This window comes from Levilactobacillus andaensis (assembly GCF_016861695.1).
In the GTDB taxonomy this organism is placed as follows: Bacteria; Bacillota; Bacilli; order Lactobacillales; family Lactobacillaceae; genus Levilactobacillus; species Levilactobacillus andaensis.
Map to the genome: position 1 here is coordinate 15,922 of NZ_BOLP01000001.1, position 23,091 is coordinate 39,012.

17 protein-coding genes and 2 pseudogenes are annotated in these 23,091 nt (G+C 49.7%); 6 read left to right on the plus strand and 13 right to left on the minus strand.

Translation table 11 applies throughout. The annotated features are described in order from the left end of the window. Nucleotides 1–4: 4 nt before the first annotated feature. Entirely contained in the window at nt 5–1,645 is a 1,641-nt protein-coding gene (locus tag JUF10_RS00090) for a peptide ABC transporter substrate-binding protein (protein ID WP_203640218.1), read from the minus strand. 910 nt (nt 1,646–2,555) lie between these two features. On the opposite strand from JUF10_RS00090, the gene JUF10_RS00095 reads away from it, so the two are divergent. Further along, nucleotides 2,556–4,814 carry a glycoside hydrolase family 3 C-terminal domain-containing protein gene (locus JUF10_RS00095; RefSeq protein ID WP_203640219.1) on the plus strand — a complete coding sequence of 753 codons (2,259 nt, stop codon included), beginning with the start codon at nt 2,556–2,558 and terminating at the stop codon, nt 4,812–4,814. Between the two features lie 211 nt (nt 4,815–5,025). On the opposite strand, the gene JUF10_RS00100 is transcribed toward JUF10_RS00095, so the two are convergent. The 5 genes from JUF10_RS00100 to JUF10_RS00120 form a co-directional block, all read right to left on the minus strand. Then, entirely contained in the window at nt 5,026–5,478 is a 453-nt protein-coding gene (locus JUF10_RS00100; protein ID WP_236008109.1) for a GNAT family N-acetyltransferase, read from the minus strand. 11 nt (nt 5,479–5,489) lie between these two features. After that, on the minus strand, nt 5,490–6,473 hold the full coding sequence (locus JUF10_RS00105) for a choloylglycine hydrolase family protein (protein ID WP_203640235.1): 984 nt from the start codon (nt 6,471–6,473) through the stop codon (nt 5,490–5,492). Nucleotides 6,474–7,031: 558 nt separating this feature from the next. Beyond that, nucleotides 7,032–10,184, minus strand: a complete 3,153-nt coding sequence (locus JUF10_RS00110; protein WP_203640220.1) for an AAA family ATPase — start codon at nt 10,182–10,184, stop codon at nt 7,032–7,034. Then, complete coding sequence (locus JUF10_RS00115) at nt 10,181–11,317, minus strand: exonuclease SbcCD subunit D (RefSeq protein WP_203640221.1); 1,137 nt, start codon at nt 11,315–11,317, stop codon at nt 10,181–10,183. The genes JUF10_RS00110 and JUF10_RS00115 overlap by 4 nt, the downstream gene beginning before the upstream one ends. A gap of 3 nt (nt 11,318–11,320) precedes the next feature. Then, on the minus strand, nt 11,321–11,890 hold the full coding sequence (locus JUF10_RS00120; protein WP_203640222.1) for a DNA-3-methyladenine glycosylase I: 570 nt from the start codon (nt 11,888–11,890) through the stop codon (nt 11,321–11,323). 222 nt (nt 11,891–12,112) lie between these two features. On the opposite strand from JUF10_RS00120, the gene JUF10_RS00125 reads away from it, so the two are divergent. After that, a complete protein-coding gene (locus tag JUF10_RS00125; protein WP_203640223.1) occupies nt 12,113–13,042 on the plus strand; it encodes a matrixin family metalloprotease in 930 nt (309 codons plus the stop codon). A 276-nt stretch (nt 13,043–13,318) separates the two neighbouring features. Further along, on the plus strand, nt 13,319–14,272 hold the full coding sequence (locus JUF10_RS00130) for a GH25 family lysozyme (RefSeq protein WP_203640224.1): 954 nt from the start codon (nt 13,319–13,321) through the stop codon (nt 14,270–14,272). Nucleotides 14,273–14,393: 121 nt separating this feature from the next. On the opposite strand, the gene JUF10_RS00135 is transcribed toward JUF10_RS00130, so the two are convergent. The 5 genes from JUF10_RS00135 to JUF10_RS00155 all read right to left on the minus strand — a co-directional run bounded on the left by JUF10_RS00135 (nt 14,394) and on the right by JUF10_RS00155 (nt 17,646). After that, a complete protein-coding gene (locus JUF10_RS00135) occupies nt 14,394–15,527 on the minus strand; it encodes a family 8 glycosyl hydrolase (RefSeq protein ID WP_203640225.1) in 1,134 nt (377 codons plus the stop codon). Nucleotides 15,528–15,686: 159 nt separating this feature from the next. Continuing rightward, nucleotides 15,687–16,007 (minus strand): carboxymuconolactone decarboxylase family protein, encoded by a 321-nt coding sequence (locus JUF10_RS00140; RefSeq protein WP_125685294.1) that lies wholly within the window; start codon nt 16,005–16,007, stop codon nt 15,687–15,689. Between the two features lie 12 nt (nt 16,008–16,019). Next, entirely contained in the window at nt 16,020–16,427 is a 408-nt protein-coding gene (locus JUF10_RS00145; protein ID WP_203640226.1) for a cupin domain-containing protein, read from the minus strand. Beyond that, nucleotides 16,420–16,857 carry a MerR family transcriptional regulator gene (locus tag JUF10_RS00150; RefSeq protein WP_373301243.1) on the minus strand — a complete coding sequence of 146 codons (438 nt, stop codon included), beginning with the start codon at nt 16,855–16,857 and terminating at the stop codon, nt 16,420–16,422. Before JUF10_RS00150 ends, JUF10_RS00145 begins: the two co-directional genes overlap by 8 nt. 219 nt (nt 16,858–17,076) lie before the next feature. Beyond that, complete coding sequence (locus JUF10_RS00155) at nt 17,077–17,646, minus strand: TetR/AcrR family transcriptional regulator (protein WP_203640228.1); 570 nt, start codon at nt 17,644–17,646, stop codon at nt 17,077–17,079. A gap of 154 nt (nt 17,647–17,800) precedes the next feature. Between JUF10_RS00155 and JUF10_RS00160 the strand changes: the two genes are divergently transcribed. From JUF10_RS00160 to JUF10_RS14235, 3 genes are all read left to right on the plus strand, one after another. Then, nucleotides 17,801–19,243, plus strand: a complete 1,443-nt coding sequence (locus tag JUF10_RS00160; RefSeq protein WP_203640229.1) for an MDR family MFS transporter — start codon at nt 17,801–17,803, stop codon at nt 19,241–19,243. Beyond that, complete coding sequence (locus JUF10_RS00165; protein WP_203640230.1) at nt 19,240–19,989, plus strand: DUF4811 domain-containing protein; 750 nt, start codon at nt 19,240–19,242, stop codon at nt 19,987–19,989. The genes JUF10_RS00160 and JUF10_RS00165 overlap by 4 nt, the downstream gene beginning before the upstream one ends. Before the next feature lie 613 nt (nt 19,990–20,602). Beyond that, nucleotides 20,603–21,019 (plus strand): pentapeptide repeat-containing protein, encoded by a 417-nt coding sequence (locus JUF10_RS14235; RefSeq protein ID WP_373301244.1) that lies wholly within the window; start codon nt 20,603–20,605, stop codon nt 21,017–21,019. Nucleotides 21,020–21,027: 8 nt separating this feature from the next. Here JUF10_RS14235 and JUF10_RS14240 read toward each other — a convergent pair. Both JUF10_RS14240 and JUF10_RS00175 read right to left on the minus strand, forming a co-directional pair. Next, a pseudogene (locus JUF10_RS14240) lies at nt 21,028–22,494 on the minus strand (MucBP domain-containing protein); the annotation flags it as partial. A gap of 222 nt (nt 22,495–22,716) precedes the next feature. Next, nucleotides 22,717–23,091: pseudogene (locus JUF10_RS00175) on the minus strand (hypothetical protein); the annotation flags it as partial.

Sequence of the window (23,091 nt, forward strand, 5' to 3'; positions counted from 1 at the left end):
CACACTACTTGATATAAGCGTACTTGTAACTCCACTGTGTCCCGGCCGTGTTGTGGATGATGCCCTTCACGTCAGTCCGTTGGAGGTAAGCGTAGTTGGCTTGGTAAAGTGGCGTAAAGCTCTGCGTCTTGTTGATCAACTTAGCCGCCTGCACCATGTCCTGCCAACGCGCCTCATCGTTACCGGCATCTTGGTTCTGCGCCTTGGCAATCAACTTGTCATACGTCTTGCTTGACCATTTGCCGTAGTTCAACGAGTTCGAGCTGACTGGAATCTGCAAGAAGGAAATTGGGTCGTTGAAGTCGGCCCCCCAGTGAGACAGGTAGAGGTCAAAGTCACCACTAGTCGACCGCGACTGGGCAACGGAAGCAGGCACGTTTTGAATCGTCAGGTCAAAGCCCTTCAGGTTCCTTTCCAACGCACTCTTCAGGTACTGGGTCACGGTGCTGGCCGCCACGTCATCGTTACCAGCCATGATGCTCAGGTTGACCTTCTTAATCCCTAATTGCTTCAAACCAGCCGCCCATTTCTGCTTGGCTAGCGTTGGATTGTAAGTCGTTGTGTTCTTTACCGCCTGTTGCTTGGCAAAGTCTTCCCCCGTCTTAGGGTCACGTGCTAACCCACTCGCTACAAATCCGGTTGGCGTCACGGAACCATCACCCAGAACCTTCTTCGTCAACTGGCTGCGGTTGATGGACAATGCAATGGCCTGACGAATATTCTGATTGCTCATGATCCGCCGTTTTTCCTTGTTGGCGTCTTGGAAATTGTACTTCAGGTGAATGACGATGGAGTACGGATATTCCTGAAAGGCGCTATTATTCTTATAATTCTTCACCTGCTCGTTTGAAAGCTGAGCGAAGTCCAATTTCTTATTTTGATAGAGGCTCAGACCGGTCTGAGGGTTCGTGACCACCTGGTAGTTGATCTGGTGGAGTTTCACGACCTTTTTATCCCAGTACTGGTTGTTCTTGACGAAGGACCAGGTGTTGCCAGTCCCCGTCCAGTTGGTGATTTTAAATGGCCCACTGTACACCATGTACTGTGACTTGGTGGCATATTTCTTACCGTATTTGTTGATCACCTTTTCGTTTTGGGGGGCAAATAGCGGATAGGCCATTAAAATCTTGAAGTAAGCGATGGGCTTATCCAATTGGATAACAACCGTCTGCTTGTTCTTAGCACTGATGCCAATGGTGTCGGGGTTCGCCTTGCCCGCAATAATCTTGTCCCCGTTCTTAATGCCGGAGAACATATTCATGTAAGACGACTTGGTCGACGGCGTTAACGTCCGCCGCCAAGAATAAACGAAGTCCTGCGCGGTAATTTTGTCGCCGTTGCTCCACTTGGCGTTGTCTCGAACGTGGAACGTCCACGTCTTTTTATCCTTTGAAACTTTCGCGGAGTCAGCCAGGCCGGGCGCAACCTTACCATCCTTGCCTAACCGATAAAAACTTTCGAACACATTTCCCGTCTGGCCGTACCCCGTAGCCTTGGCGAGATCAATGGTATCTAGCTGTGCCGTCGCTGGTAACCGGAGCACCTGCGAAGGCTTTGCCGTTGACGTTGATTGGCCACAAGCCGCTAACCCCAGGCCCATAGCAATCACTGCAGCGACTAATCCAAATCCAGTCCATCTCTTCATAAACTTAATGCTCCCTTTTTCCTCAAATTTAGTGGCGTGCAATCCCTAAATTGTGACGTGGTACAGAAAAAGCGAGTTACCCTTCACTCGCATCGTGAAAGGTAACCCGCTACACTGACAACCGGAGTCGTCGTTATGTATTGCTACGGTTTAGCCGAAAAATCACGAATTTGAGCAACGCAAAGAGCACACGTTACATTCGCAACATGCGGCAGACATCAATTGAATTTGATTTGCGTTGATCATCATCGTAATTTTTCCTCCTTACTTTTTGTAATTAATCGGATTGCACAAGATTAAAGTTACCCTACTTCAAAACGTTTGTCAAAAGTTTTGTTTTCGAGTGGGAAATGTAATCGTTTTAGATACTGTTATGACAGTATTTCAAAGCAATTCATTTTCGAGATTTTAGTAGGACGTCCTCGCCGAAGATCCGATTAAGATTAGTCGCACATGCCCTTTAAACCATACTGCCAGTCTGAAATCTTACTGTCGATGGCAAGGCACACTAACCAACGATGGACTGATATCAATCACTTGCTGACTGATCAATAATCCATGATTGTCTGCTAGACAAGTAGCAAACGGTTTACGACTACTGCTGCCAACAAAGCACAATCAGAGCCGGAGGAGGCCAGGGGTGTAGCCGGCTGTGTCGACGATGTTTGCCGAGGTACTTTCTCGGCTTACATCGTGGGACGACCTGAGAGACGCGCTTCTTCGCGGCTTTCAGGCGAGCCGGAAGCCCGCTTCTCAGGCTGGAGGTGTTCCCCATAGCAGGCGGAATCCCTGGTAGCCGCAGCGCAACCATTCCCACAATCTATCTTTTAAGATATTCGCGAACCGCTAACATCTCCGCAATGAAAACGGTATACTAGAAATAATGAACGAGTAGAAAGGATTTGAACGTATGGACATCGAACGAACGCTTGCTGCACTCACGCTACCAGAAAAGGCGGCTTTACTTTCGGGTAAAAACAATTGGTACACCGCTGCAATTAACCGCTTAGATATTCCCGCTTTGATGATGACGGATGGCCCCTCGGGGTTACGGAAACAGGATTCAAGTGCTGGGGCCAACGACATCAACGCCGCGGTCACGGCAATCACCTATCCTTCTGCGGCCCTAAACGCCAGCACTTGGAATCAACCGCTGTTACGCCAATTGGGTGAACACCTTGGTGAAGAAGCTCGGGCTGAACAGGTCAGCTTATTGCTGGGACCTGGGGTCAACCTGAAGCGCTCCCCACTTGGCGGTCGGAATTTCGAATATTTCTCCGAAGATCCCCTAGTTGCCGGTAAGTTGGGTAGTGCCTACGTTCAAGGGGTACAATCCAAGCACGTCGGAGTTTCTGTTAAGCATTTCGCTGCCAACAACCGGGAAAATCAACGGTTCACGGCTTCTAGTGACATGTCACAACGGACGCTGCGCGAACTCTACTTACGCACGTTTGAAATTATTATTAAGGCGGCCTTACCTGCGACCGTTATGACCTCTTACAACAAAATCAATGGCACCCTGAACTCACAAAACTCTCGCTTATTACGCCGGATTTTACGTGACGAATGGGGCTTCCATGGCGCCGTCATGTCTGACTGGGGGGCGGTTGCTGACCACCCTGCTGCATTACGAGCCGGTCTGGACTTGGAAATGCCTGGTAAGGGCCAAGCTTCCGTGGACGAAATCATTCGTGCCGTTGAAACTGGCGAACTGGACGAAGGCACGCTGAACAAGTCGGTTCGGCACTTACTCCACGTCGTCGAGAACTGGTTGCCAGCGCCTGAACCTGGCAAGTATGACCATGTTGCGCACCACCAATTTGCCCGGAAACTGGCCGATGATGGGATTGTTCTGCTCAAGAACTACCACGACGAATTGCCACTGACATCGACCAACGCCGGCAAGGTTGTCGTCATTGGTGAATTGGCCGACCATCCCCGTTATCAGGGTGCCGGTAGTTCCCATGTTAACCCCAGCGATTTAGTCACGCCATTAGCCGCTCTGAAGCAGAGTGGTCTGAGTGCCGACTACTATCCCGGTTACCGTATCGACCAAAGTGAAACGGATGACAGTTTAGTCCAAACAGCCCTGCAGGCAGCGAAGACGGCGGATCACGTCATCATTTTCGCTGGCTATCCCGCGAGTGCTGAATCTGAAGGCTTCGACAAGTCCTCACTGATGTTGCCCGAGAACCAAACCGACCTCATCGGCAGCCTGTCCAAGGTGAACGCCCACACGACGGTCGTCTTGCAGAATGGCTCTGCGGTCGAAATGCCGTGGATTCAAAACATTGCGGCCGTTGTCGAAACCTATTTGGCCGGTGAAGCCGTGGGTGAAGCAACCTGGGACGTCATCACTGGTGCCGTCAACCCATCCGGTCACTTGGCCGAAACCTTCCCGTTGAAGTTGACCGACACACCGATGTCCCCTACCTTTGGTCAAGATCCGCATCACGAATACTACTCCGAAGGTATCTTCATGGGCTACCGTTACTACGATACGCATGAAATGCACGTCCTCTTCCCATTTGGCCATGGCTTGAGCTATACCAGCTTTGAATATACCAATCTGGCAATTGATCAAAATGAACGTGGTGCCACTGTGACCTTTGATGTCACCAATACCGGTGATTGCGCCGGTCAAGCGGTCCCACAACTCTACGTGGCTAACCATGCTTCCCATGCGCCAATGCCCACGAAGGAATTGCGCGCATTTACGAAGATCATGGTGGAACCTGGAAAGACTGAACCGGTCACGTTGAAATTGGAACGCCGCGACTTCAGCTGGTGGTGCGAACGCAATCACCGCTGGCAAGCCGATTCTGGCGACTATGAAATCATGATTGGGGAATCCTCCCGTGACATGCGCCTGCAAACGAAGCTCACTATGGACTTCAAGAACTCGCCGGCACCCGTCACGAGTGAGACTTACCTTTCAACGATTATTCAAGACCCAGAACTCCTAAAGATCTTCAAGGAAACCATCATCACACCGCAAGCCAACGGTGATAACAGTGGCAATCCATTCGTCGATACCGATGAAAATGGCGAATCCCTAGCCTTGAAGGACCGGATGTTCCTGAACATGCCGCTCCGGGCGGTCATTGCCTTGGGGACACCTTCTAAATTAATCAATAACTTTATCTTCGTTGCCAACCAACGGCGATAAACGGAAAAAAGAGTGAGACAAAAGCATTGCGATTAGTCAATGAGCATTAACGTCGATAGACAAACAATCCCGATTTTGGATTGTTTGTCTATCGGGGTTAAGCGGAGTTGACTGCCTTTTGTCGTACGTTTCCGCAATATAAATTTGGAGACACAAAAGGTCTGGGTTTTCGTCCCAGACCTTTTTATTGTCCTGAAATTAGTCAGGCCTATTAATTATTATTTACTGGTAAAACCATATCTAAATGCGGAATTCCCGTATCCAAATAGACTTCGCTGACCGGTTGGAACCCAAACGAGGCGTAAAATTTCTGCAGATAAGCTTGGGCTTGAATCACGATCCGCTCAGCTGCGGGATAAGTGGCCTGAGCCGCATTAATCGCGGCAGCTACTAAATCACGTCCCGCACCGTGTTTCCGGGCTGATTGGGCCACAACGACCCGCCCAATACGGACTTGTTGTCCCTCATCCATCAGCCGTGCGTACGCAATCAGGTTACCAGCCTCATCGTAGCGCAATAAATGTTGCGCCGTCAGGTCCAGGTCATCGACCTCCTGATACGCACAATCCTGCTCCACAACAAAGACTGCCACCCGGAGCTGATAAATTTGAAACAACTCTCGGGGACTTAGTTCGGCAAAACTTTTCTGGATCATCGTTTTCATTGGCGACCGCCCTAGTTCAACTGATGAACGTGCGGCTTGTGGTCTAACGGATACTCAACGGGGGTGTCCCAATCCGTCAACATTTCATCAGTAATCTTAACGCCTTGCAATTCAAGGTTGTCGTAGGGCTCCATGTAGTAGGCCCGTTCCTCGAGACTCATGTAACCGCGGTATTGCGTGTAGTCACTGTGACCATCGGCCTTTAGCTTGACACCCTTAGGAATCGTGACCCCATCTAGTAGGTGTTGCAATAAGTTCAGCGTACTTGGCACGTCTGGTGTCGGATCACTGAAATGCCGGTTAAATACGGTCCGCACAAATCGTGAAGGTGACGTATAATCCCCGGGTAAGCCGAGTGCACCAGTACCGGGTCCCTGGGTTTTCAGCCCAAAGCCCATGTAGTCGTGAAGTGGCCGGTCTTCAGCCGTCAAAGTCCCATACGTACTCAGGTTTTGCAAGTGCCAGCTCAATTGTGGTGAGTTCGCCATAACACCAACTGGATCATCGATCAGATGGAGATCATGACTAGTGGCTTCCAAGACCGCAGTATCACCAGTAGGGTCACTAAAGATAAAGTGTAAAGGCGTCGTCAGCCCTAGCAAAGAGACTGGGATGTCTAAAATTTGAATGTGCTTCACTTGTTCCCGTAAGTCGGCAACACTCTTGGCATTGCCCAACACCCAGGCCGTAACGTCATGTGGTGCCAGGCCTAATTTATCTGCTGGCGCTTCCTTGGCGTACTTAGCATATGCTGAGAAATACAAAGCCGCCGCACCGAGACCATACTCATTGACCCCATCAACAAAAATGTAGTGGCTGAGATTTCTCCCCGCACCGACGAATCCATACTTGGTGGTAAATTCACCAGCATCCCCCTGAATCTTTTGGTTGCGTGGCATAAAGATCGGCTGACCACCCAATTCGAAGGCAAAGTCCATGGTCCGGGCCAAGAAATGGTCCCCACGACTGTTTTCATAGGTCAAACTCGTACACATCAAAATCATCCCGTTTCTCTTTTATTTAACAATCATTGTAAACCTTTGAAATTAGTTATGCACGGATAATCGTTAATTATATGATTTAATTTATCAATTAAACGTTTACTCAGTCTCACATGGGCTAACGATTTATTGTGCAAACCTTCGTCGATGACAACCGTTTCTCTCCAAAATTAACTCAGTATTAGAAGTTCACCGACAAAACTCTTCAATTTTGACCAATCTCATGGTTCACGGATATCTATAACCAACTAAGTCGTGTATCCTTAACGTGAAAAGTATCTTAGTTTGACCCAACTACCCCGTGGGCATTGTCCAGCTGGCTGTTTTGTCACCAGTAAAACCGCTTTTGGTAATTACCGTACCACATCCGATCCGTATAGCTTATCTGTGGAAACGACCAGTCCCTTTGGCCTCCGCTCAAGTCTGACAATCACCCGTCAGCTAACCTAGGCTAACCCCTCCTTTTCCCGGTGACAGCCCCAGTAGCTTGCGAGATACTTTTCTTTTCATAAAAGGAGCTGTGGCAACTGTCACAGCTCCTTTTGGGGTCAATTATGCATTATCTGAAACATATTTGATGGTGCTCTCACCATTGCCACCAGCAACGACTTGAAGTTGATTCGTCACTTGATCACGTAACTCGCTCACGTGACTAATGATTCCAATCATTCGGTGCTTTCCTTCAATCGTTTCCAGTGATTCCAAAGCGGTTTCCAAGGCATCCTCATCTAGTGACCCAAACCCTTCATCGATAAACAGCGCATCCACGTCAACACTCCCCGTGGTCTGTTGAATCACCTCACCCAAGGCTAGTGCTAAGGCCAGCGATGCAATAAAACTTTCACCACCAGACAGGGTATGCACGCTCCGTTGGCCGCCAACATGGTCATCGTAAACGTTGATCTCCAATCCGGAATTTTTCTTATAACTAGCTGATGACTCGTCAATGACAAAGCGGTAGCGGCCATTCGTCAACTGTTGTAGCCGCGAATTTCCCACTCGCAAAATTTGTCGTAAGTAGGTCTGGAGCACGTACCGTTCCAAGCCTACTTTACTGTTTGGCCCATCACCATTCACGATTCCACTCAGCTCGGTCAGCTCCTCGGTCTTCTTCAAGGCCACAGCTTGTTGATCGATCTGCTGGGTGACCTGGCGAACGTGCTCATCATTTTGTTGCCAAAGTTCTTGATACGTATGTTGCTGTGTCTGCAGGTCCTCAACTCGCTGATTAGTCGTCGTTAACGCTGCTTTAGTCGCTTCACGGTCAGACATCGGTCGATTATCGATTCGTTTCGTTAACTCAGTAATGGTTGCCTCAACTTGGGTGACCTGCGTCCGGTAATTTTGAAGTTGCCGGCGCTTAACTGATAGGCTCGGCAACGCCAGTAATTGTTGCTCAATCAGGTCCTCAGTCGTCGCGGTAACATCCTCAAAATGCGCAGCCAACGCTGACGTAACCGCCATTTGAGCCGCTTTTAGCCGTTCTTGGCTCTGCTGGTACTCACTGGTTGCAGTCTGCAGCTTGGTTGTCGCCACCGCAGCTCCTTCTTGTGCTTGCTGAACATGGTCGATTGCGGCTTGCCATTGCTTTTGGTCGGCGTCCAACTTGGCGCGCAAAGCTTGCTCCTGCTGATTAAACTCAGCTAACGTAGCCGCCCCTTCAGGCAACCGCTGACGTTCCGATGTTAGCTGCGTTGTCAGTCGATCCACACGCCGTTGTGCTGCTTGTTTGGCCTCATCTGCCGTGGCTTGGTCTGCCACTAAAGTCGTTGCCGCAGTCGTTAACTGCTCTGCCTGCTGTTGTGCGGCCTTAATCGCGCTGACTTGTTGCTGGTTAGCCGTGACTTCACTGTCATAAGTTGTCACTAGCTTGGCGACTTGCCGGTCCAAATCCTGCAACGTTGCCGCGGTTGGCTGGTCCAGATTTTTCCGTAAGGTCGTGAGCTTCTCAGCCAGTTCGGCCTGCTTGTCGACTAAGGTCTTCTGCCACTGCGTTAGTGTCGCCGCTAAATCGCTCACCTTTTTCTCAGCCGCACTCGCAGTTGCTTGGGCCGCCTTTACAGTGTCTTCGGCTACCTCAGCAACCGCAGTAATGGCGGCTGGTTGCGGATGATCCGTCGCACCACAGACTGGGCACGGCGTCCCATCCTTTAACTGCGAGCTTAGTCGGGCAATTTGACTCCTTAGAAATTGCTGGTTCGTCTCCTCCGCAACCGCGCGCTTTTCCTGCGCCGTTGTTTGAGCTATCCTCACCTTGTCAGCTTGCGTGCTCACCTGCCGATTGAGTTGTGTGACCTGTTGATCGGTTGTTTTTAGTTCCGCCAACTGATGCCGCCAATCCCGCAGATCACCCGACCGTTGGGTTAAGTTTTGCTGCTCGGCATATACCGCCGTCTGTGTCGCCAAAATTTTCTGCTGGTCTGTCTGAGCTACTTTATTAGCATCCACTTCACGCTTAGCCCGCTCAAGTGCAGTCGCACATTGCCGCTTGGTCTGCTGGGCCAACGTCAATTGTTGGTCTAGCTGATCCAGCTGTTCATAAACTGGTCGAATTGCCGCTTGACGGGCTAACTGATCCTTTTCTTGATCGATTTTCCGCTGAATCGGAGCTAGCTGCTTTTGTTGATCAACTGCCGCTTGATAGGCTTGATCAGCTTGCTTCACTGCCAAAGTTGCTTGTTTTTGTTCTTGTTGTCGTTGTTCGACAGTTTTCGTCGCTGTCTGCCGTGCCTGCCACTTTGGCTGCAGCTCTTGGACCCATTCCAATTCGGAAATCGTCTGTTCGAGCTGAGCCATATCAGCCTGTTGCGTAACCAATTGATCACGTTGCGCTTGCTGTTGGCCCAGCTGTTGCTGATCATGAACCAGCTGTTCTTCACTCGTATCCTGCCGTATCAACTGTGCCGCCTGCGTTTTAGCTGTAGCAAGTTGTGTCTTGACCTGGTCATTTGCGGCTTGAATGGTCGTTTGTTGCGCTGCCATTAGGGCTAACAGGTCGGTGGTTTGATGATTGGCTAATAGGGTTTTAGCTTGATCTACATTCTCCTCAGTCCATCTTAATTCGCTTTGCAACCGGTCTAAGGTCGCTGCTGTTTCTCGATTGGCATTCTCATTTTCTCTGAGCTTAGCCTTCAGGCGAGCCGCCCAACGTGCAAAAACTTCGGTATTAAACAGTTGTTCCAAGACCGCTGCCTTGTCCTCACTCGGTGCCACCAAAAAGCGCCGAAACTGGCCTTGCGGTAGGAGCACGATTTGAGCAAACTGGCGACCATCCATTTGTAACAAGTCTTGCAGGTAATCCTTGACCTGTTTCACTTTCGTCAGCTGGGTAATTTCTTGTTCACCTTCAAAAACCGTGAGCGTAACACTGGCCGGAACATTCCGTTGTCCTGACCCCCGCTTCTTATCCAGCAATTGTTCAGGCTCGCGAATAATTTCGTAGCGTCGTTCGCGATGCGTAAAGGTAAAGCTGACCCGCGTCTGGTCTGCTGACGTGGCGAAGTCTGACCGCATCGCCTGTGCCGTCCGGTCGCCACCGGATGTCTGATCAAATAGGGCGTAGCACATCCCATCAAAGATGGTTGTCTTCCCACTCCCCGTTTTGCCGCTGATCAAGAACAATGGCGTCGCTGAAAAGCGATTGAAATCGACCATTTCATCACGATATGGGCCAAAATATTCCATGTGTAACCTTACTGGACTCATTGCGCGTCATCCTCCTTTAAAGCCGCCTGGAGCGTACTCTGCGCCCACTCTTGTTGTTGCGTCGTCAGCTCATGTTGCGTTGCTTGCTCAAAAAACGCCGTCATCAACGTTAAGGGATCCTGCTGAACCTGCTTCACATCCAACGGCTCCTGGGTCACCTCAAGTTGGTTGACCCGTTGCAGTTCCACAACCTTTGGGAACCGTGACTTGAGCCGCTGCATAACGTTGCTGATTGGGGTGGTGTCCGTCAATTCGACCGCCACAAAGTCATCCGGCGTTACCGGATAGGCGCGGTCAAAATCCATGAGGTGGTCAAAACTATCCGTCAATACTACCAAATCATGCAATGGCCTAAGCGGCTTAAACGTTACCGTAACGGGATTCGTGTCCGTATCAACGATCCAGACGCCTTTAGTATCTTCTGCCTCGCTGGTCGAAAATTTCAACGGTGACCCGCTGTATTTGATCTTTGGCTCATTTTGTAAAGCTTCCTTACGGTGTAAGTGACCTAACGCAACGTAATCAAATGGCGCTAGTAGGTCTACCGGTACGGCATTCAGCCCCCCAACTTGTACCTGAGTTTCCGAATCCGAATGTTGACTCCCCGCTGCAAAGAAATGGGCAATCAGGACGTGTTTTTTTGCCGGATCAAATAACGCCTGCATGGCCGCAACTAGACGCACCATAGCCTCATTGACCGTCCGAATACTGTCGTCTTGAAAATACTGCCGCGCCGCAATCGGCTCAAAGTAAGGCAACAGGAAAAACTGTGTATCCCCCATCACGATTGGGTTCAGACTATCCGCAAAACTCGTCCGCAAATAGAAGTCCGTGCTGGCAAACCACTCTTGCCCATAGCCTAAGCGCACGGCGGAGTCATGGTTACCACTAATCGCGAGCAAAGGAAACTTCTGGTTACGATTCAAATCAACCAGCATGTCATCCAACGCGGTCACAGCGGACTCGCTGGGCAGTGCCCGGTCGTACAAATCGCCGGCGATCACGACTGCATCGACTCGTTCAGCCTGGGCAATCGCCTTGATCTGCTCGTACGCATCCCGTTGTTCCTCTAAGAGGTCATATCCATGAAGTTTCTTGCCAATATGCCAATCGGCCGTATGTAAAAAGCGCATTTTTTATCCCTTCTTTGTCTGATTTTCCGGTGCCCAATCGCAGTCAACCAAGTGATCATTGATCAACCCGGCCGCCTGGAGGAATGAGTAAACCGTCGTGGGTCCCACAAACTTCAGCCCCCGCTTCTTCATTTCCCGTGAAATGTGCTGGGCCAAGTCAGTCGTTCCCGGCATCTCACTGGTCCGCGTAAAGTGATGCCGAATCGGTTGCCCGCCAACGAAGTGCCAAAGCCAAGTTTCAAAATTACCCTCTGGCCAGTTTAAAATTACCTGAGCATTGTTGATGGTCGCTTCTAACTTACGCCGATTACGAATGATTCTGGCATCCTGTAACAGATTTTCCACATCTGCCGGCGTCATGGCGGCCACTCGCTGGAGGTCAAAGTCATAGAAATCCTGCGTGAAGGCCGCACGCTTATTCAACACCGTTTGCCAACTTAATCCTGCTTGGTAAGTCTCCAGGCAGAGCAATTCAAATAACTTCTGTTGACTATGCTCCGGACGGCCCCATTCCTCGTCATGATACCGTTCCATCGCTGGCGAGGATGTTGCCCAATCACACCGTTTAACCATTTTTGTTACCCCCATCTTTATCTCTAAAGTTACTATACCAGATTCCATCACGTTACCCAAACAAACGTTCTATTTATTATTTTATAGAAAGCGTTACCACCGTTGCAGCCTGTAGCCAAATATCTTATTTTTTCCTTAGATTTTATCACTTGACCCTAATCAGTGAAAAGCCTATGCTATTGTAAATGTTAATGTTTTGGGGAATTGAGGGAGGTTCATATCATGCGCGGATTAAACCATTTAAAGGCTCAGTCACTTCTCACGCTAGCCGCCGCTACCGTGTTACTAGTACCAGCCATCACGACGAGTACCGTCACCGCTCAAGCGGCCAGCGTCAATCCTTCAGCTGCTACGTTGAAGAAGAGTAAGAGCTACTACCAGAAGAACGCCAAGACTCTAGGTAAGAAATACAAGCTGGCTTTTGACGCACAAACGGGATTGAAGAAAAACGGTAAAGCTGTGGTCTACGTGAAAACCAGCGATAAGCAACTCAAGCAGAGCGTTAAACTAGCCATGGCGTACTGGAATAAGCAACTCGGGAAGAAGCAGTTCACCCAGGGAACCAAGAAGAATCACACGTTGACCTTCTCTGTTTCCAAGGCAAAGGCCACTAAGAGTGATCAAAGCGATGCCTGGTGGACGCCAGCCAAGAAGCAACTCCAAGTTCGTTGGTCTTACTATCAAGCTGAAACCCAAAACATCGGCATTGCCATGACCAACCAACTGAATGATTCCTTCTACACGACCTACTCCAACACGATTGAAGCCAAGGCTAAAGCTAACCTAGCCGCCAAGGGAATTTCCACTAGTGATAAGAATTATCAAAGCCTGTTCAACCAAGAAGCTAGCAACGTTGAAACATCCTTACCCGCCTACAATCAACTAAAGAAAGACGTGACGAAGGTCAAGACCTCTTTAGCCAGTGAGGGTCGGATGTATGAATACGCTAGCACCATTGCTCACGAATTCGGGCATGTGATGGGCCTGAATCATTCGCCCAATAAAAAAGATTTAATGTACTTTGAAAGTGGCAGCAGTAATGTTTACAGCTACAAGCAAGTTTCTGCTGGTCTCTCCAAGTATAACCCGGTCAAAACGACTGACAAGAACCGGGCCAAATTAGCCTTAAAGATTTACACGGCTGTACATTAACTAACTCCGTAAAAAGTTGCCCTTTATTTTTTGAAAGGACAACTTTTTTGCTCCAACGGTGATTAGTTTGATTACCTCCTAATGATTTTACCCACTAAGCCACTGTTGACGTTCTAAGGCAAATTATCCTGGTCCCTATTGCAGCAGCATTTCGACTCAAAATAAGTCGTTCCCGACCCTTTGCAATCGAACTGTAACTTATTGTAAACCAGTAGTAACCTCCCATCCGGCCAGACCGTGTACAATGGATGGTAAAGACTGAGGAGGATATATTCTATGCATAAGACGTTACACAAACTGGGTGCTGGATTAGCTGTTTTCGCTGCGGCTTTGGCCGTTGGCGTGGGGTTGAACGCAACGACCGCTAGTGCTGCGGGGAACAAAGTTGCGGACATTTCGCAATATCAAGGGAATATTAACTGGAGTAAGGCGTCTAAAGACTTAAAGTACGCCATCATCCGTGTTCAACACGGGAGTATCGGTGACCCTGGCTACATCGTTGACACGAAGAGCAACGTCAACGCTAACGGGGCTTACAAGAACGGTGTCCCATTTGGTCAATACATGTTTGCCGAATTTACGAGCGTTAAAGACGCCCAGCAAGAAGCCAAGGATTTCTACAAGCGGAGTAATTCGCACACGAAGTTCTTCGCCTTGGATGAAGAAAAACGGATGCCCAGTGCTAAGAGTAAGGAACAAACTTACGTTAACGCTTGGTTGAAGACCATGCGGAGCTTAACTGACAAGCCATTGGTGATGTACTCTGGCGAATGGTACGCCAACTCCAACAACCTCAACTTCTCGAAGTTTGATGGGACTTGGATCGCCAAGTACAGCTCCACGAAGCCTAGTGTTTCTGGAACTTCCGTTGACTTATGGCAATACACCAGCAAGGGGCGCGTTTCCGGCATCAGTGGCAACGTTGACTTGAACAAGGTTTTGAACAGTTCCGTTGTCAACAGCTGGTTCTCTGGCTCAAACTCGAATTCTGCTACGCCGGCCGCTAACTACTACACGACGGCAACCGGTGTAACCGGCGTTCAAGCCAAGAAGACCGTCTACCAATACACGTCCACCAGCTTCACTAAGAGCAAGCGGACGAGCAAGGTTAAGACTGGGACAAAACTTGCCGTTACTGGTGTTGCTAAGAACAGCAAGGGCGCTTACCGGTTCCAATTAAGCAACGGGAACTACGTCACTGCTAACCAAGCTTACGTTTCAACTTACTAAACACAACTTTTAATGAAGGACCTGAGATGACTTTCTCGGGTCTTTTTTTGTCGAATTGGCGTCAAAAAAGGTCTGAGCGCAACTTCGGCTCAGACCTTTTCTATGTCGTTAATAAATTTACCTACGACAACGCCGTAACCACCTGTAACGTTGCGGAGAAATAGTTCTTCTTCTCAATACTACTTGGGAGTTGCTTAGCCGTCTTTTTCTGGAGTGTCGTTTGCTTCAGCACCTTGGCCCCATAGTTAACGGGTGCCGTGAAGGCCGTGTTAACGTAGTTGTTAACCGCCTTGCCTCCCAGCGTGTAGACCGCCGTGATCTTCTTTTTCTTATTGTAGAAGGTCAGTTGCTTCTTCAATGCCTTTTTGGTCGTGGCGTCCTTAGTCATCTTGTAGGTCTGCACTAATCGCCATGGCACCCGGCAAGCATTGTAGCCAACTTGATTGTCGGTCCCGGATTCGATGCTGTATGCAGGAACTGATTTCATCTTCAAACTACTTCCGGTTACAAAAATGAAGTCGGGGAACAATCCCGTCTTGTGCCGCGCACTCAGCTTCTTCACGGCTGCTTGACTGCGGTTCGCAACCTTGGTCCAAGTGCCGTCCTTGGTATACTTAGCAAACGTCTTAAAGTAACCCGTAATCAAATCCGCCGTCCGTAGCTTGCTGACATCATAACTGGATGTGGCCCAGTTACCCATGGTCGGCAGATACGTGGTCTTGTTGATTTCTTTGCTCTTAATGGCCGCCAACAGGTTCTTCGCCGCTTGCCGATAGTTAGTGCCTTTACTGCCCCACTGCTTGTCCGCCAAAATCAAAGCATATGCAATGTCTAAGTCGCCATCTGTGGCACTATTCTTTTGAGACCCCACACTGGTCATCTTGCCCGAACGCTTGGTTTGTTGCCAAGACATCAATGGCACCTTGCTGGAAACACGGTGCGCTCGGTAATACTTGTACATTTGATTAAAGGTGGCGTGGGTCCCCTTTACCCCCTTCTTAGCGGCCAGCACTGTCGCCAGCATCCCGTAGCCTTGGCCCTCAGACAGCGCCGTCGTTGTCCCTTGACCATTGTTGCTCTTGACGTATTTTTGCGTCTTGCCACCTACGTAAACCTTCTGCCACTGCTTATAAAGTGTTGTCGCTGAGGCGGCCTCTGCCGTCGTTGGCTTAGTCGTTAAGCTATTTATCCCCAACACTAAACCACTGACCAACACCACACCGGCCAAACCAATCATGACCCTATGTAATTTCATCTGTCCAAAACTCCCTTTCGTTCTGAAACGTTAGCACTAATTCCACCAGCTTATTACGTTTATTATAGTCCCCGGACTTCCTGGTAGCGAGGGACAGTATGCCAAAAAAGCGGCGACACGCTATTATCCGCATCACCGCTCATTTCATATTCATTTAATTTAGTCCGTAAAAATTTCCTTAGCGATGTTGAATGCGGACCAAGCCTTAGGCCAACCCACGTAGAAGGACAGGTGCGTGATGACTTCAGCAATTTCATCCTTGGTGATACCGTTACCCTTACCGATTTTCAGATGAGCTGGTAATTGTTCAAAATTGCCGGCAGAAATCAGAGCGGAAATCGTAATCAGGCTGCGTTGATGGGCAGACAGCTTGTCTTCGCGTGACCACACCTGACCGAATAGAACATCATCGTTTAGTTCCGCAAATTTAGGGGCAAAATCGCCCAAGTTGTCGCGGCCAGCCGTTTGTTTCTTTGCCATATTCATAGCCTCCTAAAGTGCGTTGTAAGTTGCGTCATCGACTGGTTCCAGCCATTCTGGCGTACCAGCAGTAATTGCAATGTGACTGAACCAGCTATCCTTGGTTGCGCCGTGCCAGTGCTTAACGCCGTCCTTGGTCACGACCACATCGCCGGGAACCAAATGACGAGCGGGTTGACCTTCTTCTTGGTACCAGCCTTCGCCACCAGTGACCAGCAAAATCTGGAAGCCGTTGTGGTGAATGTGCCAGTTATTCCGGCAACCGGGCTCAAAGGTCACGTTGCCGACACCCACGTTCACATCGGGATCGTTAACTAATCCGTTTAAATAACTTTGACCGGTAAAGAACTTTTGGTACGCCTCGTTCTTGTCGCCTGCTGGGAAAATAACCCCATTTTTAATATCTTCATTCTTAGCCATTTTTATTCGCTCCTTGTTCGTTGAATTGTTGTAGGTAATCATGAAAGCTCTCGGTGTCCGCAATCGTCTGGTCAACTTTGCCGTCGTACCAATCGATTTTGTGGCCCAAGACCTGCAGATGCATCTGTAATTCGGCAATATCGGCTTCGGCATCGTCCTTAACTTTTTGCAGCATGTCGCGGCGCTCTTTAATCGTCGCATCGCCCTGCGCCCGTAATTGGACGTAGCGTTTTAGGTCGTTCAACCGCATCCCGGTCCCTTTTAAGTGAAGAATGAACCCGACCCAGCGAATGTCCTCTTCCGTATAGAAACGAACATCGTTGCCGTCACGGTGCGACACGATCAGGCCCTGGTCCTCATAATACCGAAGCGTGTAGGCCGACAGCCCAACGAGCTTAGCAAACTCGCCAATCCGATACTGTTTCGTCATCACGATAACCTCCCTCAATTGCTTACAAGTCTTAGTAAACACCTTAAAGTGCACTCTAAGGCAAGCGAAAATCGAAAAAAGTTTTCACAGTTTACGCTGTGACATCAGCAGACATAATCCTTCATCAGGGCACACAGTAAAGGGACCATGACAACTGCCATGCCCCCTCTATATTCTTTGTAGATTTGAAAAGACAGTCGATTGTCCTTTTTTCAACCCCTAATCAATCGTCGAAAACTGGTCAATTGCCAACTGCATGGTTTGCTCAAACCGTTCATCGACCTGCTGAGCCGGTAACTGTAGGAAACCGCCCATTTCCTGCATAATAAAACCAAACAACGCGGACCGATACAGCGTCGACTCCACTAGCCCGGATGGTTCGTTTTCCGCTAAATGGAGGCTCGCGAACATCTGGTGATACAGCGTGACCAGCGTCAGATGCGTCTGCTGAAGCTGATGTAAGTCATTGGGATTCAATAGTAGGGGCGCTAAGTGCTGCTGCTCATGACACCCCTGACGAAATTCACGGGCAAAGACCATAAGTGCTTCCTTCCCCGAGACGCCCATCAAGTGATGCATCAATCGCTGCTCAATCTCGTGGACGAAGGCGACCCCGACCTGGTCCAACAAATCATTCAGACTATCGACATAGTTATAAATGGATTGTGGCCGCACATCCAGTGCATCGGCCAACGACCGAATCGTTAGCTTATCGATGCCGTTCTCCGCGATGAGTTGGTTTGCTTGTTCAATTACTTTTTTCTGTGTTAGCGTCCGCCGTTTAACCATACTTTTCCCCTTCCAAAGCCCTTTTCGTCATTATACCCTGTCTAAAATTTAAAATAAACTGATAATAACAGTTTATTTTCTTTTCAAAACAGTCTATAATCATTTTTAAATTCAGCGGCAGGTTTATCGCCGAGACAAAAGAGGGCAATTTATAATGAAAGATACAAATGGACGGCCGTTCAACCGCGTCTGGTTAATGGTCACCCTAATGTTCGGGACGTTCTGTACGGCACTGACCACCAACATGCTGGTCACGGCCTACCCCACATTAATGACGCGTTTCGATATTTCCAGTGCCACCGTTCAGTGGTTAACGACCGGCTTTCTGCTGGTCATGGGGATTATGATTCCCATCAGTGCTTGGTTGATCAACAATTTCAGCCTGCGGACCATCTACCTGACCGCGCTCAGCTTCTTTCTGGTAGGTTTGGTCATCAGCTACACGGCGTCCAGTTTCGGCATGATTTTCTTAGGCCGACTGGTTCAATCCATCGGTGTCGGCATCACATTTCCCACGATTCAGACCGTATTGCTAGTAACTTTTCCAGCTGACAAACGGGGCTCAATGATGGGCCTTGGCGGGATCGTCATTGGACTCGCACCAGCCTTAGGACCGACCGTTTCCGGCTGGATTCTCGACAACGCCACTTGGCGCGACCTATTTGGCGTCATGATTCCACCGGTCATCTTGGTTCTGATCCTATCGCTGATCTTTGTCCGGCCGGTCATTCCGGTTAAGAAATCACCAATCGATATCCTAGCCATTATCCTTTCCACCATTGGTTTCGGGAGCCTACTTTACGGCTTTTCCGAGGTTGGTGAAAATGGGTGGGGCTCTGCCAGCGTTATCATCGGCATCATCGTCGGTCTCATTTTCATTGGCCTCTTCGCTCGTCATGAATGGCCGCAAGCCGACCCATTCCTTAACGTTCGGCTGCTAAAAATCCCATCATTTACCATTGCTTCCTTCGTCACGGCGCTCTCAAACACCGCCATGATTGGGATTCAAGTCGTTCTGCCTATGTACCTCCAACAGGTCCGCGGCCTCAGTCCCTTCCACTCTGGGTTGATGATTCTGCCCGGCGCCCTGGTCTACGGCATTGTCAGCCTGATCAGTGGTAACCTGTACGACCGCATGGGTGGCCGCCGATTAGCTTTGATTGGGACCTTCCTGCTGACGCTCGGCACGCTGCCATTTGCCCTGTTGACGCGAAGCACACCCTACAGCTACATCATCTGTGAATACACGATTCTCATGATTGGGGTCGCGCTGGTCACCATGCCGATTACGGCCGCCAGCTCCATTGACCTCAAGGGCCTCCAACTGAGCCACGGCACGGCCGTCAACAGTACCATGCGGCAGGTCACGACCTCCATGGGCACGGCTATTTTGGGGAGTGTGCTGGCAAATGTCATGTCCAACCACACGCCAGCTCATAGCCTGTTGACTAGCGCGCCACTGGCCTATCAAAGCCAGAGTTACGCGGCAGCCATGTCCGGTTTTCACGCGGCATTCTTAGTCGCCACGGCATTTGGAATCATTGATTTGATCTTCGCAATGTTCATTAAGGATCACCGTCGGGAGGTGGCAGCATGATTCTCATCGCGTTATTTCTGGGCATCATCATCTTTGTCGGTGGCTTTTTACTCATGCCCACCAAGAGTCAACGTCTCACGGTTGGTAGCCTCGGCCTGATTGTTCTAGTTGCCAGCGCCGCTCTGATGATTGGTAACGACAACTGGCACTGGGGCATGCATCAGCACAGCGAAACGACGACCACGAACATCGCGTCCATTTCACCCAGCAAGCAATTGAATGTGTTGGTCTATCAACCAATTCGTAAATCCAATACAGAAAAGGTTTACGTCTACCGCAAGACCACCAGCAAGCGCCAGCGGCACACCGCTGCTAGCCTGAAGACCACGAACCGTGTCCGCTACCGCAACGTGACCCAAGCCAAAATGGTCACGAAGACCACGACTTGGCGCTACAACAATTCCTTCTGGCGCTGGTTGTTCTCTTGGACCGGGACGCACCACGAACTAGTTGGCCATCAAAATACCTTTGTGTTGCCCAACTCCTGGACTACGCTAAGCACGCATCAAGCCAAGTGGCTGAGCGCTGCCGTTAAGAAACGGGAAGCCACTGCCAAGACAACCATGACCCAAGCCGTCACGGCCGCAGTCAAAAAGGAAGTTGCCGCTGATCCGAACTTAACTGCTAAACAACTCACTCAGGTCAAGCAGCAGGCCGAGGCAACGGTGCAAAAAGCGGCGCAACAACAAACCGTAACCGTTCTGAACCAACTGATCAAGCAAGCCAAAACACAATCTGTCCACTAATAGTAAAGCGCCCGGAAGGCAACTTCCGAGCGCTTTTTGTTATTTTCGTCGCCGCCATAAAACAATAATCAGGCTTTCTAAACTCACCCCAACAACTCGGGCCAACCAATTCTCGGTCGTTCCCGTTGCGGGTAGGACTTTGTTCGCTGGTCGGGCAGTATCATCTGCACTACCCTGGCTAGCTGTTTCGTGCGCCGCAGGCTGATTGTTTTCTTGTTTATCCTCCGCTGGCGTTGAGGGTTGGTCATCAGTCGTTCCTTCGTCGATGGCATCTCCATCATGACCAGTAACAAGGTCATTGGCACTAGCAGAAATTGGCTTGGCTGATTGGTGGTCCACCACGATTAGCTGAACGACAAGCCGCTGACCATCACTGGTTGACAAGATTACGGGATAAGTTCCAACCACATTCAGGTTCACCTGAGTCAAGTCTAGGTAGACCGATTCCGGCTGTCCCTGCCGATTCGTAGCAACAGCTTTGAAGTCGACCAACGTTGGCAGTGCACTCCCGATATGGGTCGTATAGTTCTGCGCGGTCAGTCGCCGTAAATCAGCAACTGTCAGATTGGGTGTGCTAATCTGCGGCTGCGTCACTGGCAATACTGGTCGAATAATGGGATTTGTCGGTTTAACCGGCTTCGTAGGCAGAATCGGCTTGATTGGAATAGTTGGTTTGGGCGTCGTTGGTGCCGGTTTGCCAGGCTTGGGTAACACTGGCTTCGGCTGTTCTGGTTTTGGCTGCTCTGGCTTTGGCAACTCTGGCTTTGGTAACTCCGGTTTCGGCTGCTCTGGCTTTGGCAACTCCGGCTTCGGCAATTCCGGTTTCGGCAATTCCGGTTTCGGTAACTCTGGCTTCGGTAACTCTGGCTTCGGCAACTCCGGCTTCGGTAACTCTGGCTTCGGCAACTCCGGCTTCGGCAATTCCGGTTTCGGCAATTCCGGTTTCGGCTGTTCCGGTTTTGGCAACTCTGGCTTCGGCTGCTCTGGCTTCGGCAACTCTGGCTTCAAGTCTTCCTTTTTCTCCGGTTGATACACGAAAAACACCGCTAGTTCTTTCTCCTGGTAGCTTCCCGTCTGCAGCTCAGGATTGGCTACCAACTGTAAATGAGGATACTTCTTTTCGGCCAACGCATAAGAATCGCCCAACAGTCCCTGAGTTGTCGTCGCATCTAATAGTTTCCCCGTCGACCCATCAATATAGTACGCCGTTGCTTGCCCTAAACGCTTCCGGTAAATCAACGTCACTTCGCTTGGTTCGGACTCAAAATTCCCTACCCCATCATCTGACCGCTGCAATAGCTGATACTTATGGGCATCTAGCTCCGGCAACTGGTACGCCGTGGTCACGCGCCCCGTAACAGTTTTATCCGGTTGAACTTTTTCGCCGTCTTCATCCAGATAGTGAACCAGCACGGACCCCATCTTCGGCTGCCAAACATAAGTATCCGGCTGAGAACCGTCGTACTGTAGCATCAATTGATCCGCGGTTAAAACTTGCTTTCCTTGTGGATCCTTGACTGTCCCCTTACCAACGTTCTGCCATTTCCCGGTATACAACGAATTGCTATCAGGCGTGATAAGGTCCGCAGACTGTCGTTTACTGGAATCACGGAGCACCGATTTAGGCCCCAGTTTTAAGGTCCGTAAGTTACTCGTGCCACCTAGCATACCTGAAAAGCCGTGATAATCCGTTTCAATATGGGTCAAATCAAATGACGACAGATCCAGTGACCTTAAATTTTTCATCCCCTGAAAGGCGTTCTTCACAGAAGTCAGTTTCGGCGTTTGCCAGCCAGAAACATTTAGACTCGTCATCGATGCGCCATCAAACATGTCGTATAAATTGGTCGCCTCGGCTAGATTCCACCCGCTCAAGTCCAAGCTGTCCGTTCGGAGGCCACTAAACATCGTCATGGTACTGCTAACATGGCTCATGTCCCACTGATCCATCTTAATTTTATCGATGCTCGAATCAGCAAACAAATCCATCACCATTGAGAGGTTCGACGTATCCCAGCTGTTCAGGTCTAATGTCCCCGTGATTCGGTCGCCCGTAAAGAAGCCTTGCATTGATCTCGCCTGACTAGCATCGACATTTTCCAAACCTTTAATTTCACCAATATCTCCTAAATCACCAAATGTATACCCCGCACTCGACGGCAATTTGACGTGACCTTCGATGGAGATACTACGAATCTTGTCCTTAACCATTCCCCAGTTTGACCAACTGCCACCAGTCGGTTTAAGTGTTCCGGAATAGACGTGTAGGATCCCATAACCATCAATTTTCCATTTGCAAGTACCATTAACACCTTGATAAGTCTGCGCGAAAAACTCGTTTGATCGTTGTGTGGGGCGCTGGCTCGTTACTCGCGTCTTGGCCTGCACCACAGACGGTTGGACCATACTTTCCCAGTAACCACCAAGACCCATCCCCAATAGTGCCACCGGGAGTCCCGTTTGCCAGAAGCGTCGTTGCCACGTTCGTCGTCCATGTTGAATCATCCCCAAATCCCCCTCAATACTCAAATAGTTAAACCGACAAGTTACTTATCCAGTGGATATAGTTAACACCATTAATTTCAATCCACGTGCTTAGTATATCAGGTTGTTAGTGGTGATGATAGTTAAACGGGTTACAATTTTCATTATGTTTCACTAACGAAAATTTAATCGAAAGCAAAAAGGACTGGCCTAATGACATGGTCAGTCCTATCTGTGGGTTATTTAATTTTTACCGTGTTCCTTGAACCAACCGACCAGACCAGTCGCACTGGCAATCAGTAAGGCCAATCCCGCAAGAACCAACGTCCCCGTGTCCCGCTGGTTTTCGCCAGTCTGTGGCAAGGTTCCATTTGGATACTGTGGTGCTTGACCCTGACCGTTAGTACTTTCTGTACCAGTCCCGTTCGTCGTCGAACCAGTAGTCGTGCCAGTCTGTGAAGATCCGGTCGTACTCCCGGTCGTACCGCTTTCCGGCGTCGTAACTGGTGTTGTTGGCTTACTTGGCTTAGTCGGCGTGGTTGGCTTGACCGGTGGCGTCGGTGCTGTGGTTCCAGGTTTCTCAGGTGTCGTTGGCGTAGTCGTTCCAGGTTTCTCAGG

Excerpts from the sequence above, each read along its gene's own strand:
- JUF10_RS00090 (WP_203640218.1), bottom strand. The coding sequence starts at position 1,645 with ATGAAGAGATGGACTGGATTTGGATTAGTCGCTGCAGTGATTGCTATG.
- JUF10_RS00095 (WP_203640219.1), top strand. The coding sequence starts at position 2,556 with ATGGACATCGAACGAACGCTTGCTGCACTCACGCTACCAGAAAAGGCG.
- JUF10_RS00100 (WP_236008109.1), bottom strand. The coding sequence starts at position 5,478 with ATGAAAACGATGATCCAGAAAAGTTTTGCCGAACTAAGTCCCCGAGAG.
- JUF10_RS00105 (WP_203640235.1), bottom strand. The coding sequence starts at position 6,473 with ATGTGTACGAGTTTGACCTATGAAAACAGTCGTGGGGACCATTTCTTG.
- JUF10_RS00110 (WP_203640220.1), bottom strand. The coding sequence starts at position 10,184 with ATGAGTCCAGTAAGGTTACACATGGAATATTTTGGCCCATATCGTGAT.
- JUF10_RS00115 (WP_203640221.1), bottom strand. The coding sequence starts at position 11,317 with ATGCGCTTTTTACATACGGCCGATTGGCATATTGGCAAGAAACTTCAT.
- JUF10_RS00120 (WP_203640222.1), bottom strand. The coding sequence starts at position 11,890 with ATGGTTAAACGGTGTGATTGGGCAACATCCTCGCCAGCGATGGAACGG.
- JUF10_RS00125 (WP_203640223.1), top strand. The coding sequence starts at position 12,113 with ATGCGCGGATTAAACCATTTAAAGGCTCAGTCACTTCTCACGCTAGCC.
- JUF10_RS00130 (WP_203640224.1), top strand. The coding sequence starts at position 13,319 with ATGCATAAGACGTTACACAAACTGGGTGCTGGATTAGCTGTTTTCGCT.
- JUF10_RS00135 (WP_203640225.1), bottom strand. The coding sequence starts at position 15,527 with ATGAAATTACATAGGGTCATGATTGGTTTGGCCGGTGTGGTGTTGGTC.
- JUF10_RS00140 (WP_125685294.1), bottom strand. The coding sequence starts at position 16,007 with ATGGCAAAGAAACAAACGGCTGGCCGCGACAACTTGGGCGATTTTGCC.
- JUF10_RS00145 (WP_203640226.1), bottom strand. The coding sequence starts at position 16,427 with ATGGCTAAGAATGAAGATATTAAAAATGGGGTTATTTTCCCAGCAGGC.
- JUF10_RS00150 (WP_373301243.1), bottom strand. The coding sequence starts at position 16,857 with ATGACGAAACAGTATCGGATTGGCGAGTTTGCTAAGCTCGTTGGGCTG.
- JUF10_RS00155 (WP_203640228.1), bottom strand. The coding sequence starts at position 17,646 with ATGGTTAAACGGCGGACGCTAACACAGAAAAAAGTAATTGAACAAGCA.
- JUF10_RS00160 (WP_203640229.1), top strand. The coding sequence starts at position 17,801 with ATGAAAGATACAAATGGACGGCCGTTCAACCGCGTCTGGTTAATGGTC.
- JUF10_RS00165 (WP_203640230.1), top strand. The coding sequence starts at position 19,240 with ATGATTCTCATCGCGTTATTTCTGGGCATCATCATCTTTGTCGGTGGC.
- JUF10_RS14235 (WP_373301244.1), top strand. The coding sequence starts at position 20,603 with ATGGGATTTGTCGGTTTAACCGGCTTCGTAGGCAGAATCGGCTTGATT.